Origin of the sequence: Amycolatopsis sp. NPDC021455, from assembly GCF_040640995.1 — a bacterium.
Classification (GTDB): Bacteria; Actinomycetota; Actinomycetes; order Mycobacteriales; family Pseudonocardiaceae; genus Amycolatopsis.
This window is the reverse complement of sequence record NZ_JBFACT010000084.1, coordinates 17,873-31,465: the sequence shown is the minus strand read 5'-3', so window position 1 is coordinate 31,465 and position 13,593 is coordinate 17,873. Positions and strand designations below refer to the sequence as shown.

The 13,593-nt window shown below is 73.4% G+C and carries 10 protein-coding genes and 1 pseudogene; 7 read left to right on the top strand and 4 right to left on the bottom strand.

All coding sequences use genetic code 11. The features are described from left to right. Positions 1–570 precede the first annotated feature (570 nt). Positions 571–714, top strand: coding sequence for a hypothetical protein (locus AB0G28_RS43950; RefSeq protein ID WP_361103799.1), 144 nt, complete (start codon positions 571–573; stop codon positions 712–714). 13 nt (positions 715–727) lie between these two features. Here the strand turns inward: AB0G28_RS43950 and AB0G28_RS43945 are convergent. The 3 genes and pseudogenes from AB0G28_RS43945 to AB0G28_RS43935 form a co-directional block, all read right to left on the bottom strand. Then, positions 728–853 (bottom strand): annotated as a pseudogene (locus AB0G28_RS43945) (LysR family transcriptional regulator); the annotation flags it as partial. Positions 854–911: 58 nt separating this feature from the next. Beyond that, the gene (locus tag AB0G28_RS43940) at positions 912–1,583 is read right to left on the bottom strand and encodes a response regulator transcription factor (protein ID WP_361103797.1); all 672 of its coding nucleotides are present in this window, start codon (positions 1,581–1,583) and stop codon (positions 912–914) included. Further along, positions 1,580–2,770, bottom strand: coding sequence for a sensor histidine kinase (locus tag AB0G28_RS43935; RefSeq protein WP_361103795.1), 1,191 nt, complete (start codon positions 2,768–2,770; stop codon positions 1,580–1,582). The genes AB0G28_RS43940 and AB0G28_RS43935 overlap by 4 nt, the downstream gene beginning before the upstream one ends. 239 nt (positions 2,771–3,009) lie before the next feature. Here AB0G28_RS43935 and AB0G28_RS43930 point away from each other — a divergent pair, with 239 nt between their 5' ends. The 3 genes from AB0G28_RS43930 (at position 3,010) to AB0G28_RS43920 (ending at position 9,336) form a co-directional block, all read left to right on the top strand. Continuing rightward, positions 3,010–5,133 (top strand): MMPL family transporter, encoded by a 2,124-nt coding sequence (locus tag AB0G28_RS43930; protein WP_361103793.1) that lies wholly within the window; start codon positions 3,010–3,012, stop codon positions 5,131–5,133. A gap of 437 nt (positions 5,134–5,570) precedes the next feature. Further along, positions 5,571–7,670 carry a multicopper oxidase family protein gene (locus AB0G28_RS43925; protein ID WP_361103791.1) on the top strand — a complete coding sequence of 700 codons (2,100 nt, stop codon included), beginning with the start codon at positions 5,571–5,573 and terminating at the stop codon, positions 7,668–7,670. Between the two features lie 121 nt (positions 7,671–7,791). Next, positions 7,792–9,336 carry a glycosyltransferase family 39 protein gene (locus tag AB0G28_RS43920; protein WP_361103789.1) on the top strand — a complete coding sequence of 515 codons (1,545 nt, stop codon included), beginning with the start codon at positions 7,792–7,794 and terminating at the stop codon, positions 9,334–9,336. 6 nt (positions 9,337–9,342) lie between these two features. Here AB0G28_RS43920 and AB0G28_RS43915 read toward each other — a convergent pair whose 3' ends face one another. Then, positions 9,343–9,567, bottom strand: a complete 225-nt coding sequence (locus AB0G28_RS43915; RefSeq protein ID WP_361103787.1) for a hypothetical protein — start codon at positions 9,565–9,567, stop codon at positions 9,343–9,345. 248 nt (positions 9,568–9,815) lie between these two features. On the opposite strand from AB0G28_RS43915, the gene AB0G28_RS43910 reads away from it, so the two are divergent. From AB0G28_RS43910 to cydD, 3 genes are read left to right on the top strand one after another with little or no spacing between them, the layout of a single operon-like run. Then, complete coding sequence (locus tag AB0G28_RS43910; RefSeq protein WP_361103785.1) at positions 9,816–11,069, top strand: cytochrome ubiquinol oxidase subunit I; 1,254 nt, start codon at positions 9,816–9,818, stop codon at positions 11,067–11,069. Between the two features lie 28 nt (positions 11,070–11,097). Next, a complete protein-coding gene (locus tag AB0G28_RS43905; RefSeq protein WP_361103783.1) occupies positions 11,098–11,895 on the top strand; it encodes a cytochrome d ubiquinol oxidase subunit II in 798 nt (265 codons plus the stop codon). Then, a complete protein-coding gene (gene cydD, locus AB0G28_RS43900; RefSeq protein WP_361103781.1) occupies positions 11,892–13,535 on the top strand; it encodes a thiol reductant ABC exporter subunit CydD in 1,644 nt (547 codons plus the stop codon). The genes AB0G28_RS43905 and cydD overlap by 4 nt, the downstream gene beginning before the upstream one ends. Positions 13,536–13,593: the final 58 nt, after the last annotated feature.

Below are 13,593 nucleotides of genomic sequence, written 5' to 3'. Positions count from 1 at the left end.
GTGCTTGAGGAGCCGACACACGTGATTGAACGGACGACACGCACTCCGGAGCCAGTCCCCGCACCGTCGAAGCAGCCACATGATCATTCGCCAACGGGCTCTGAGTCCGCGCGTGCCGGCGAGCAGGGTCCGCATGCTCCGGTGGCTGGACGTCCCGGTGGAGCACGTCACCGAGCACTTCGGCTGGCTCGGCCCGATCTTCGCGATGGACGCGCCGGCGGCACCCGGCCCGTCCCGGGCTGCTCGCCGGCCTCGACGCCGGCCACTGCTTCGCCCGCCGAGGCGCCACGGCGTGGCCGCCCGGAGCTACCATGTCCGGCACGAGCAGGAAGCAGGTGATCGTGGTGAAGCGGTTGCGTCGGCCGCCCGCCCGGAAAGTCCGGGAGTCCGGGTGGCTGGTTCCGGAGGAACGAGATGTCCCGCACGGACAAGACGAAACCGTCCTGGGTACGCCACCGCGAACATGGTGGCCTGCCACTGCATGACCACCGGCACGGCCACTGCGACCTGCCGCCGCTTCCGCCCCGGCAGGACACCGGCACACGCTGCCGATGGGCCACGGTCACCGGGATGGCCTCACCGTGGACCTGCTGCGCGCGCACCCAGGAATGCTCGGCGTACAAGGAATGGCAGGGGTGGGTGAAGGCCGCCAACCGCAAGGTGCGCTACGCCGGCCGCCGCGCCGCACGCGACTGGCGGCAGTACACGGATTGACCCGGCAGGCCAGCTCGGCCTCGAGCTTCCGGATCGAAGCACTCAACGCCGACTGGACGATGTGCGCCCGCTGCGTGGCCCCGGTGAAGCTCCCGGCGTGCACCACGGCGAGGAAGTGCTCGAGCTGCCTCAGCTCCATCGAGCGATGCTGTCGCCGGCTCACCGGGCTCACCCGGGGGAAACAGCTGAGCCGCCGGTCAGAGCTGCGCCGTGCCGCCGCCCGGCTGGACGAGACCCGACTCGTACGCCATCACGATCAGCTGGGCGCGGTCGCGGACGCCGAGCTTGGTCAGGATCCGGCTGATGTGCGTCTTCGCCGTCGCCGGGCTGATCACCAGCCTGGTCGCGATCTCGTCGTTGGACATGCCCGACGTGACCAGCAGCAGCACCTCGTGCTCGCGTTCGGTCAGCATGCCCGTGCTCATCGGCGGGCCCTCGCGGACCGTGCGCGACGCGAACTCCGTGATCAGCCGCCGGGTCACCGAGGGGGCCAGTAGCGCCTCGCCCTTCGCGACCGCGCGGATGCCGTAGATCAGCTCGGTCGGCTCGACGTCCTTGAGCAGGAACCCGCTCGCGCCCACGCGCAGCGCGCGGTAGACGTACTCGTCGAGGTCGAAGGTGGTCAGGATGATCACCTTCGTGCCGGCCAGGCGCTCGTCGCCGGCGATGCGCCGCGTGGCCTCCAGGCCGTCGACCTCGGGCATGCGGATGTCCATCAGGACGACGTCCGGCCGCAGCTCGGCCGCCAGGCTCACCGCCTGGTGGCCGTCGCCCGCCTCCGCGATCACGCTGATGTCGTCGCCGTCCACCATGGCGCGCAGGCCCTTGCGGACCATCGGCTGGTCGTCCGCCAGCAGGACCCGGATCATCCGGCTTTCCCCAGCGGAAGATTCGCGTACACGCCGAAGCCGCCCTCCGTGCGGGGGCCCGCCCGCAGCGTTCCCCCGATCGCGGCCGCTCGTTCGCGCATTCCCAGCAACCCGTTCCCTCCCGCCGGCGGGGACTCGGCCACGCCGAGACCGTCGTCGTCCACCCAGAGCTCCAGCTGTTCCTCACCGTAGCCGAGGACGACCTTCGCGGTGCCGGCTTCCGCGTGCCGGGTGATGTTCGTGAGCGCTTCCTGCACGATGCGGTACGCCGCCAGGTCGACGTCGGTGGGCAGCGGCCGCCGGTCGCCCCTGATCTCCGTGACGACCTTCGGGCCGGCCGCCTCGATGCTGCGGACGAGCCCGTCGAGCCGGTCGAGGCTCGGCGGCGGGGCCAGCGGCACCGCGTCGGACACCGCGTGGTCCTCGTCGGGGTGGCGGAGCACGCCCAGGGTGGCGCGCAGCTCGCGCATCGCGTCGGCCGCGGACTGCTTGATGGTGGGCAACACCTCGTGTGCGAGCTCGGGCTTGGAGTCCTTGCGCAGCATGGCCGCGCCCGCCTGGACACTGATCACCGAGATGTGGTGGGCGAGCGCGTCGTGCAGCTCGCGGGCGATGCGCAGTCTTTCCTCGACGACCCGGCGGACGGCCTCGGATTCGCGGCTGCGCTCGGCCTCGATCGCGCGTTGCTCCACTTCGAGGATGTAGGCGCGGCGGCTGCGGATCACCTCGGCGACCACGATCACCACGATCAGCCAGCCGAGCACGACGAGCAGGCCGGTCGGCCCGACCCGCGGCTCGGTCAGCAGCTGCACGAGCCCGACCATGCCCGCGGCGAGCACCGCCGCGGCGAACGAGAGGATCCGGTAGCCCTGGCTGCTGGCGCCGTAGAGCGCGACGATGAACGGGAGCGGCTCGAACCCGGCCGGGTAGTCGAGCAGGTAGTAGACGACGGCGGCGGCCGCGGTGAGGCCGAGCGCGAGCAGCGGCTGCTTGCGCCGCCACACCAGCGCGGCGACGGCGATCGCCATCAGGCCGACCCCGCCGGGCCACAACGGCCGTCCCGCGACGTCGGCGTTGGCCACCAGCAGGTTGCCCGCGAACACCACGACCGCGACGGCGCCCAGCACGGCCAGTTCCCCCGTGGGGCTCCGGATCAGCGCCTGGAGGTCCCGGTAATCACGGCTCACGATCGACCAGTGTAGGGCAGCGGGCGGCGGCCGAGGGGCCATTTCCGGTGCCCGGGCGAAAAGTAGGCCGATGGGCTACGCCGTCGGATGTAGACGCGCTTTTTCCGTGCGCCTAACGCGCACCGCGAACCGTGCCGGCGGGCGACGACAGCGGGGGCTGCCGGGCAGCAGCATGGGCAGCGACCGCGAGCGGCCAGGGGAATCCGGCGTTCCGCCGCGGGGGAGAAAGGACGCTGGCAGTGAATCTCGCAATTCGACCGCGGCTCGCGGGTATTCCCGGGCACCGCCGGTTCAAATGGCTGACCGTCGTGCTCTGGGTGGCCGTGCTGGCCGCCATCGGGCCCGCCGCCGACAAGATCTGGGACAGCACCGACGACGACGCGACGGCGTGGCTGCCCGCCTCGGCCGAGTCGACGGCCGTCGCGGCCGCGCAGGACGGGTTCCCGGCCGGGGACGTCAAACCGGCCGTCGTCGTGTTCGCCCGGGAAAGCGGGCTGACGCCTTCGGACCGGGAGGCGGTCGCCGTCTACCGGGCCTCGCTGGCCGCGGCGGTCCCCGAGGCGCGGGACGCCCGCGTCACCGACTCCGCCGACGGCAAGGCCCTCACGCTCGGCGTGCCGCTGCGCGCGGCGACCGCGGGCGACGCGGTCAAGGTGATCCGCGCCGGCGCGGACCGGGCCGTGCCCGAGGGCCTGGTCGTCAAGACCACCGGGCCGGCCGCGGCGTCGGCCGACACCGGCGACGCCTTCGACGGGCTCGACTCCACGCTGCTCTGGGTCAGCGTGCTCGTCGTCGGGTTCCTGCTGCTGCTCACCTACCGCAGCCCGGTGCTGTGGCTGCTGCCGCTGATCGCCGTGGCGGTCGGCAGCCGGCTCGCCTCGGCGGTCGTCTACCTGCTCATCGAGCACGCCGGGCTGGTGGTGAACTCGCAGAACGCCGGGGTGCTCACCGTGCTGGTGTTCGGCATCGGCACCGACTACGCCCTGTTGCTGATCTCCCGCTACCGCGAGGAGCTGCGGGTGCACGAAGACCGGCACCGGGCACTGGCCGTGGCGCTGCGGCGGTCCGCGCCGGCGATCTTCGCCTCGGCCGCCACGGTGGTCGCCGGCCTGCTCTGCCTGGTCTTCGCCGACCTGGCGCCGGACAGCGGGCTCGGCCCGGTCGGCGCGATCGGGGTCGGCTGCGCGGTGCTCGCGATGACGACGCTGCTGCCCGCGCTGCTGGCGATCTTCGGGCGCTGGGTCTTCTGGCCGCTGGTGCCGCGGCCGGGCGGCCGTTCCGCGGCGGCCGAGCCGGCCGGGGTGTGGGCACGGGTGGCGGCCGTGGTGGCGCGCCGGCCGAAGACCGCCGGGCTCGCGACCGCGCTCGGCCTGGTCGTGCTGGCGCTCGCCGGCACGGGCATGCACGTCGGGCTCGGCAAGGCCGACTCGTTCACGACGACCCCGGAATCCTTGGCGGGCCAGCAGATCCTGGCCCGGCACTTCCCGGCGGGCAGCTCCGACCCGGCGATCGTTCTGTCTACAAGGGACAGTGCGGCCGCGGTGGCGGCCGCCGCGGGCGCGGTCGAGGGCGTCGGCTCGGTCGGCAAGCCGGCGTTCTCCGCCGACGGCACGCTCGCCCGCACGCCGGTGCAGCTCACCGACGCCCCGGACAGCGCGGCCGCGGCGGACACCGTGCAACGGCTGCGCGACGCCGTGCACCGGGTCCCCGGCGCGGACGCGAAGGTCGGCGGCACCACGGCCGCCGCCTTCGACACCGACCGGGCCAGTGCGCACGACCGGCTGCTCGTGATGCCGCTGGTCCTTCTCGTCGTGCTGCTGGTGCTGATCCTGCTGCTGCGGTCGCTGGTGGCGCCACTGCTGCTGGTGGCCACCGTGGTGCTGTCGTTCGGCAGCGCGCTGGGTGCCGGCTGGCTGCTGTTCCGGTACGTGTTCGGCTTCGCCGGCGTGGACCAGAACCTGATCCTGCTCGGCTTCCTGTTCCTGGTCGCCGTCGGCGTCGACTACAACATCTTCCTGGTCAGCCGGATCCGGGAGGAGGCCGGGCCGCACGGCCACGCGGCGGGGGTGCGCCGCGGCCTCGCCGTCACCGGCGGCGTGATCACCAGCGCCGGGCTCGTGCTCGCGGCGACGTTCTCGGTGCTCACCGTGCTGCCCCTGGTCGCGACGGTCGAGCTGGGGGTGCTGGTCGGCGTCGGCATCCTCATCGACACCCTCGTCGTCCGATCGCTGCTGGTACCGGCGCTGGCGCTGACCGCCGGCCCCCGCTTCTGGTGGCCGGACCGGCGTCCGGCGAAGCCCGTGGTCGTGGCCGGCGAACCCGAGGAGGTGCCCGAACCGGTCGCGGCGGGTGGTCGCGGCTGACGGCCTGGCGTCGTCGGATGGCGGCTTCCCCGGCTCCGAGCCTCCAGGGGTTCCGGCAAGGTCGCTTTCAGGCACCTCCCTGTCGTGAACGGCAACGCTGAGGCATCACCTGCGCTCCACCCAGACCCCTCCCCACCGCCCCGATACGAAGCCGGAACACGGACGGTAGCACCGGGTCAAGGCACGCTTTCCCGCCTTGACCCGGTACTACCGTCCGTAGTCATAATCCGGCTTCAAGGTGGTGGGCCACTGTGCGGCGCTGCCCGCGACGACCGGACTTCCCCGGCTCCGGCCGGGGGAGCCGCTTCCGTTTTCCGTACAACTTTGGCGTACCCGAAGACCGTCCTGCCGAATGACGATCACGGGCCGGAAAACGCCGACAATGGAGAGCGGAAGAACCGGGAAACAACGCCGAGGAAATCGGGGGAGCGGGCGTCATGGGGCTTTACGCGGCACTGTCCAGAACGGACAGTGTGCTCAGCATCGTCGCGTTGCTGCTCGGACTGGCGGCGTTGCCCGCCGTGGCCGGGCTGGATCGCGGCCGGGGAAAGCCCAGGCTGCGGAGCCTGCTGGCCAGGCTCACGCTGTGGGGGTTCGTGCTCTGCGCGCTGGGCAAGGTGGTCGTCGCGGCGCTGGTGCTCGGCGGGTCCGGGTTCGTCGTCGCGGCCGACCGGCTGATCGTCACCGTCCCGACGCTGCTGCTGCCCGCGGTCGCCCTGGTGGTGCTGACCTGGCCCCGGCTGCGCGGGGTCGTCCGCGAGGCCCGGGCCGCGGGGGGCTTCTCGCCGCAGCTGCGGGCGCGCGCCGCGGCTCCGCTGCTGGTCGCGCCCGTGTACGTCGCCATCGTCGCGGCCGGGGCGGACGTCCGGTTCTCCTACTTCGCCGCCCCGCAGCCGCCGTACTTCGACGCGGCCCTGTTCGTCGCGGGCCTGTGCGCGCTCACCGCTGCGGGCACCACGCTCCTGCAGCGCTGGATCGTCGGACGGCGGCTGGCGGAGCGCCGGACGTCGGCCGCGCGGCTGGCCCGGTTCGCGGCGGTCGTGTGCTTCGGCGTGGTCCCGGTCATCGTGAGCATCGCCGTCTTCGCGGGCAGCACCGCGCTCCCGGGGCGGTACAACATGCTCGACATGGGCGGGTCCGGCGACGCGGACGGGTCCGACATGGCCGGCATGCACCACGGCATGGGCCAGTCCGGTGGCGGCGCGCGCAGCGTCGCCGACCTCACCGGGCCGAAGAACGAGACACCGGACGTCCGGTACCGCCTGACCGCGCGCAAGGCCACCCTGACCGTCGACGGCCACCCCCAGGAGGCGCTCACCTTCGACGGGACGTCGCCCGGTCCGGAGCTGCGGGTCCGGCGCGGCCGGCTGATCGAGGTCACCCTGGTCAACGCCGACATCGCCGAGGGCGTCACCATCCACTGGCACGGCATCGAGCTGCCCAACGCCGAAGACGGCGTCGCCGGTGTCACGCAGGACGCGGTCAAGCCGGGCGGGACCCACGTGTACCGGTTCCGGCCCCAGCAGGCGGGCACCTTCTGGTACCACTCGCACCAGGAGTCGAACACCCAGGTGGCGAAGGGGCTCTTCGGCGCGCTGATCGTCGAGCCGGACGCCCCGCAGGACCCGCCGGGCACGCTCGACGTCACCGCGATGGCGCACGTCTGGGACAAGGTCGCCACCGTCAACACGACCGCCGCCGACCTGCGGCAGGCGAAGCCGGGCCAGCGAGTCCGGGCGCGGCTGGTGAACACCGACCGCCGTCCGGTGCGGTTCGCCGTGACCGGCACCCCGTTCAAGGTCGACGCGGTCGACGGGCGACCGGTGCACGAACCCGGCGAGGTGACCGGCAAGGGCCTGCTCGTCGGCGGTGGCGGGCGCAACGACGTCACGTTCACCATGCCGGACGGCCCGGTGACGATCACCGCGTTCGTCGACGCCCGCGACCGGGAGCTCGCCGACGACAAGATCGCCGACCCGGCGATCGTCTTCAGCCCCGACGGCAAGGCCGGGGCCGCGAAGGCCGAGACGCCGGACGAGGACGTCGACCTCGGCGCCTACGGCACGCCGGCGCCGGTGCCGTTCACGGCGGACAGCAAGTTCGCGGTGGAGAGCACGCAGTACCTCGACTACATGTTCTTCGGGTTCTACGACGGCGCGCTGAAGACGACGTATTCGGTCAACGGCAAGCTCTTCCCGGACACCCCGATGCTGATGGTGCACGAAGGCGACCTGGTGAAGGTCACCTTCGTCAACCGCAGCATCGAGGACCACCCGATGCACCCGCACGGCCACGTCATGCAGGTGCTCTCGCACGACGGCAAGCCGGTCACCGGCAGCCCGTGGTGGACGGACACCCTCAACGTCGAGCCCGGCGGCAGCTACGAAGTCGCCTTCAAGGCGGACAACCCCGGCGTGTGGATGGACCACTGCCACAACTTCGAGCACGCCGCCGGCGGCATGACCATGCACCTGGCCTACTACGGCGTCACCGAGCCGTTCGAGGCCGGCCGGGACACCGGGAACCACCCGGAATAGCCGCCCCCAGTGGATCACCAGCGGTCCGCTACCCGCACCGGAGAGGGTTGAGCCCGGCCGGTGCGGGTGGCGGAACTCCCGCCGCGTCGAGCCGAAATTCCCCGACGCGCAGGGAGGATCCATGACCACCGCGGCAGTCCGCACGCCCGTCCCGTCCCGCTCGCCCACCGGCCCGATCCCGTCGTTCGCCCGCCGGCCGGTCCTGCTCGTCGCGGGTGCGGCGGTGGCGCTGCTGCTGGCGGTGGCCGGCCGGTACGGGTACTTCTTCGACGAGCTGTACTTCCGGGTCGCGGGCGAGCACCTCGACTGGGGCTACATCGACCAGCCGCCGTTGCTGCCGCTGCTGGCGAAGGTCCAGATCGCGCTGTTCGGCGACCACGTGTGGGCGATCCGCGTCGTCCCGGCGCTGCTGGCCGGCCTGACGGTCGTCGTGGCCGCCCTGGTCGCCCGTGAGCTCGGCGGCGACCGCGGCGCGCAGACGTGGACGGCGATCGCCGTCGCCGGGTCGCCGTACCCGTTGTGGGTGGACCACCTGCTCCAGACGGCGGGCGTCGACATCCTGGTCTGGGTGACGTTGTGCTGGCTGACCCTGCGGATGCTGCGCACCCGCGACCGCCGGTGGTGGGTCGTGTTCGGCGCGGTCGGCGGAATCGGGCTGCAGAGCAAGAACCTGGTGGCCCTGCTCGTGATCGCGCTGCTCGCCGGGCTCGTGGTCGCCGGCGACCGGGATCTCCTGCGCGGCAGGCACCTGCCGATCGGGCTGGGCGTCGCGGCGCTGCTCGGCGGGTCCGCCGTGCTCTGGCAGGCCACGCACGGCTGGCCGCAGTTCGCGATGGCCGACGCGATCGCCGCGTCCACCCTGAAAAGCGGGTGGGGGACCTACCTCGCCACGTTCGCGCCGTTCGTGGCGACGTTGCTCGGCCCGTTCGTCGCGGTGGTGTGGCTGTGCGGGCTCGCCGGGTTCTTCCGGGCGCGATGGCGGCCCTACCGCGCGGTGGGCGTCGCCTTCGTGGTGGTCTGCCTGCTGATCGCCGTCAGCGGCGGATTTCCCACCTACACGGCGGGTTTCCTGCCGGTGCTGCTGGCCGCGGGCTGCGTCGTCGCCGGCGACTGGGCCCGGCGGGGCCGCCGCGTGGTGCGGACGGCCGTGCTGCGCGCCGCCATCGGGCTCAACGTCGTGCTGGTGGTGGCCGCCGGGCTGCCGCTGGTATCGCCGGAGGCGCTCGGGCACGGGTTCCTGTTCCGGCTCAACCCGACGCTGTCGCGCCAGGTCGGCTGGCCCGAGCTGGCCGGCCAGGTCGCCGCGGTGTACGACCGGATCCCGGCGGTGGACCGGCCGCACACCGCGATCGTCACGGGCACCTTCGGCGAGGCGGGCGCGCTCGACCGGTACGGCCCGGAGCACGGGCTCCCGCCGGTCTACAGCGGACACAACTCCTACCTCGGCTGGGGACGGCCGGGTCCGGAGGTGACGACGGTGCTCGCCGTCGACCTCGGCCCGGAGATCACCGAGCTGTTCATGCGCTGCGAGCCGCCGGTTCCGGTGGCCGACACGGCGGGGGCGCGCACGATCACCGCGGGCAAGACCCTCGTCGTCTGCCGGGACCCGCGCGCCCCGTGGAGCGCCCTGTGGCCCCGGTTCGGGCACACCGATCTCGGCTACTGAGCTCGGCTAGACCCCGTCGCCGGAGCCCTGTCCGGGGCCGGAGCGCTCGGCGAGGTACGCGGCGACGCGGCGGAGGATGTGGTTCTCCCGCCGCAGCCGTCGCACCTCGTCGAGCAGTTCGGCCGGCGGCTCCGCCGCGGTGACGGGCTCCGCCGCGGGCGGCGCCGGTGCGTCCTCGTCCTCGCGGGTCCCGCGGAGCCACTTCGAGAACCTGCCGCGTGCCACTGACATCACCCGTTTCCTCCCGGACGGTTTCGGACACCGCACTGCCGGTCACCATCGTCGCGGTGCGCGGGAGAACCTGTCGTCCGCCTTCCGCACGGTCTTCGAGTACCCAGAAAGCGCACGCGGCCGGGCGGTGGCGGTCCGCGTACATCCATAGCTGTAGGCGAAGTGCCATCTCCCGCATGACGACCCGGCCGCACCGGCCGGAGCACGATGGCGGGGCGAGGAAACCGAGGGGGAAGGGTGATGTCCGGATGAACGCCGACGCGGTCCTGTTGTCCCGGCTGCAGTTCGCGGTCACCGCGGGAGTCCACTTCCTGTTCGTGGCGCTCACCATCGGGCTGGCCACGGTGGTGGCGATCCTGCAGACCCGCGCGGTGCGCACGAAGTCGCCGGAGCACGAGCGCGCGGTCCGCTACTGGGGCCGCCTCTACGTGATCAACTACGGCATGGGCATCCTCAGCGGCCTGGTGATGGAGCTCGAACTGGCGCTGAACTGGTCCGGCCTCTCGGCGTTCACCGGCAACGTCTTCGGCGCGCCGCTGGCCCTGGAGACGCTCGGGGCCTTCTTCATCGAGTCGACGTTCCTCGGCCTGTGGATGTTCGGCTGGGGCCGGCTCCGCCCGAAGGCGCACCTGGCGCTGATCTGGATCGTCACGCTGACCGCGTACCTCTCGGCGTACCTGATCATGGTGGCCAACGGCTTCCTGCAGAATCCGACCGGCTACCAGCTGCGGGACGGCCGCGCCTACCTGAGCGACGTGGGGCAGCTGCTGGGCAACCCGAGGGCCGTGCTGCCCTTCGGGCACATCCTGGCCGCGACCCTGCTGACCGCGGGCCTGTTCATGGCGGCCGTCAGCGCGTACCACCTGCGGCGGCGCACTCCCGACCAGGAGCTGTTCGGCCGGTCGCTGCGGATGGGCCTGGTCGCGATCCTGGTGGGCATCGCCCCGTCGATCGGCTTCGGGATCGCCGACTCGAACGTCTGGCAGCCGCTCAAGCAGGAGTTCTTCACCGGCCGCGGCCCGGTGGGCGACCGCATCCGCGCGGACTTCGCCGCGCAGTTCGGGCCCGGCGACTACTCGCCGCCGGGCTGGATCATCGGCGCCGCCTACGTGATGGCGGGCGCCTGGATCCTGCTCTTCCTGCTCTCGGCGCGTGGCGCGTTCCTGGTGCGCTCCACCGCGAAGCTGACGCGGCCGCGGCTGTACCACCGGCTGCTGGTGTGGGCGTTGCCGCTGCCGTTCCTGGCCGTGCTGGGCGGCTGGGTGTTCCGCGAGGTCGGCCGCCAGCCGTTCGCGGTGTACGGCCTGCTGCGCACCGAGGACGCGATGTCCCGGCTGGCGCCCGGCACCGTGTTCGTCACCCTCGCCGGGTTCACCGTGCTCTTCGCGGTCATCGTCGTCGTCAACTACTGGCTGCTGGCCCGTTACGCCCGCCGCGGACCCGGCGAGGGGCTGCCCGGGGCCGCCGAGCCGCAGCTGGACCCGCCGGTCCCCGTCTACTGACCGCACTCCGCCGGATTGGAGGCCCGCTGTGGTCACCTTCGCCACTTTCCTGCTGGTCCTGCTGCTGCTCGGCTACGCCGGACTGTCCGGGCTGGACCTCGGTGCCTGCCTGCTGCTGCGGCGGCTGGGCCGGGACGCCGCCGAGCGGGACGTCGTGCTCGGCGCCGTCCTGCCGTACTTCCTGGCCAACGAGGTCTGGCTGGTCCTCTCGGTCGGGTTCGCGGCCGGGGCGTTCCCGGGGCTGGAGAAGACGACGATCAGCCCGCTGTACCCGGTGCTCATGCTGCTGTTGTTCGGCTGGCTGGTCCGTGACCTCGGGCTGTGGCTGCGCGGCCGGGTGGACCGCGCGGGCTGGCGCGGCTTCTGGGACCGGGCCATCGTCGCCGGCGCGTGGACGGTCGTGGCCGCCTGGGGGCTGACGCTGGGCAACGTGCTGCGTGGGACGCCGGAGGGTACTGCGCCGCTCGCGCTGTTCACGCCGTTCCCCTTGCTGTGCGCGGTCTTCACACTGTCCACAGTGGCCGGTTACGGCGCCTGGTACACGCGGCGGCGGCTGCGCGGCGAGCCGGGTGCGCGCGCGGCCGCGCTGGCGTCGCGGCTGCGCTGGGCGGGCCTGGCGGCCGCGATCCCGGCGCTGGTCTGGGGTCTCGTCGGCGGCGACCTCCTCGCGGGCGGGCCGCCCCTGACCGCGTCGGTCGCGGCGGAGAACTCCCTGCGGCTGGTGGTCGTCGCGACGGTGGTCCTGCTGCCGCTGCTGGCGGCCGCGCAACTCGTGGTGTGGCGGACGTTCCGCGGTCCGGTGGACCGGGTGGTGGCGAACCTGTGACGCGGCCGAGGCGCCCGGACCTGACACCGCCGGTGCCGTCGTTGCGGCGGCACCGGCGCCTGCTCGTGCTGGGCGCGCTCGCGCAGGCCGGGCTGATCCTGGCGCAGGCCGAACTGCTGGCCCGGACCCTGGCCGGCCTGACGACGGCGTTGCTGGCGCCGCTGGCGGCGGTGCTCGCCGGCCGCGCGCTCCTCGGCTGGGGCCGCCGGGTGCACGCCGACCGCGTCGCGGCGGCCGTCGAGGCGGCGCTGCGCGAAGCGGTGCTGCGCGAAGCGGCCGACGGCACGCACCGGCGGGGCGGCGCGGTCGTCACGCTGCTGACCAAGGGCGTCGAGGCCGTCGAGCCGTACTTCGCCGGGTACCTGCCGGAACTGGCCGTCGCGGCGGTGGTGCCGCCCGCGGTGCTCGCACGGCTTTTCGTGGCGGACTGGGCCAGCGCGCTGGTGATCCTGGTGACCCTGCCGCTGATCCCGGTGTTCGGGGCGCTCGTCGGCAAGCACGTGAAGACCGCGACGGAGGCCCGCTGGGCGGCGCTGCGCGGCCTCGGCGCGCACCTGCGGGACGTGCTCGCCGGGCTGCCGACGTTGCGCGCGTTCGGGCGCGAGGTGTTCCAGACGGGAGTGGTGCGCGCGCTGGCCGAGGCGCACCGGGCGGCGACCGTGCGGGTGCTGCGGACGGCGTTCCTGTCCGCGCTGGTGCTGGAGCTGGTCGCGTCGGTGTCGGTGGCCCTGGTGGCGGTGCCGGTCGGGCTGCGGCTGCTGGACGGGAGCCTCGCGCTGGGGACGGCCCTGGTCGTGCTGCTGCTCGCGCCCGAGGCGTATCTGCCGCTGCGGGCGCTGGGCGCGCGGTTCCACGCGAGCGCCGAGGGGCTGGCGGTGCTGGACGAGGTGCGGGAGCTGACCGGCACGTCGCGGCCCCCGGCGACGGCCGTGGCGCCGTCCGGGCCGGGGCACGTGGTGTTCGAGAACGTCACGGTCGAGTACCCGGGCCGCCCGGCGGCGCTGCGCGAGGTGTCGTTCGAGCTGCGGCCGGGCGAGACGGTGGCACTGGCCGGCCCGAGCGGTTCGGGCAAGAGCACGGTGCTGGCGGTCCTGCTGGGCTTCACCCGCCCGGCGGCGGGCCGCGTCCTGGTCGACGGCCGCGACCTGGCGGACGTGCTCGACGCGGACCGGGACGCGTGGCTGCGCCGGATCGCGTGGGTGCCCCAGCGGGCGCACCTGTTCGCGGGCACGCTGGCGGAGAACATCGCGCTGGGCGTGCCGGAGGCGGAGGAGACGGCGATCGAGGCGGCGGCGGAGGCGGCGGCCCTGACCCCGGTGGCGGCGGCGCTGCCGGCGGGGTTCGCGACGGCGCTGGGGGAGCGGGGCGAGGGCCTGTCGGCGGGACAGCGGCAGCGGGTGGCCCTGGCCCGGGCGTACTTCCGGTGCGCGCGCGAGGACGTGCCGCTGGTGTTGCTGGACGAGCCGACGGCCCGCCTGGACAACGCGACGGAACAGACGGTGATCCAGGCGGCGCGGACGTTGACGGCCGGCCGCGGAGCCCTGGTGGTGGCCCACCGCCCGGCGTTGCTGAAGGTGGCGGACCGGGTCCTGTGGCTGGACGACGGAGCCCTGACCGAGCGCCGGGAGGTGACGGTGTGACGGCGGCGGACGGGGACGGCGGGAGGCGGGTAGCGGGTGCGGTGCCTGTCGGTACGGA

Excerpts from the sequence above, each read along its gene's own strand:
- AB0G28_RS43915 (WP_361103787.1), bottom strand. The coding sequence starts at position 9,567 with ATGTCAGTGGCACGCGGCAGGTTCTCGAAGTGGCTCCGCGGGACCCGC.
- AB0G28_RS43950 (WP_361103799.1), top strand. The coding sequence starts at position 571 with ATGGCCTCACCGTGGACCTGCTGCGCGCGCACCCAGGAATGCTCGGCG.
- AB0G28_RS43910 (WP_361103785.1), top strand. The coding sequence starts at position 9,816 with ATGAACGCCGACGCGGTCCTGTTGTCCCGGCTGCAGTTCGCGGTCACC.
- AB0G28_RS43920 (WP_361103789.1), top strand. The coding sequence starts at position 7,792 with ATGACCACCGCGGCAGTCCGCACGCCCGTCCCGTCCCGCTCGCCCACC.
- AB0G28_RS43925 (WP_361103791.1), top strand. The coding sequence starts at position 5,571 with ATGGGGCTTTACGCGGCACTGTCCAGAACGGACAGTGTGCTCAGCATC.
- AB0G28_RS43940 (WP_361103797.1), bottom strand. The coding sequence starts at position 1,583 with ATGATCCGGGTCCTGCTGGCGGACGACCAGCCGATGGTCCGCAAGGGC.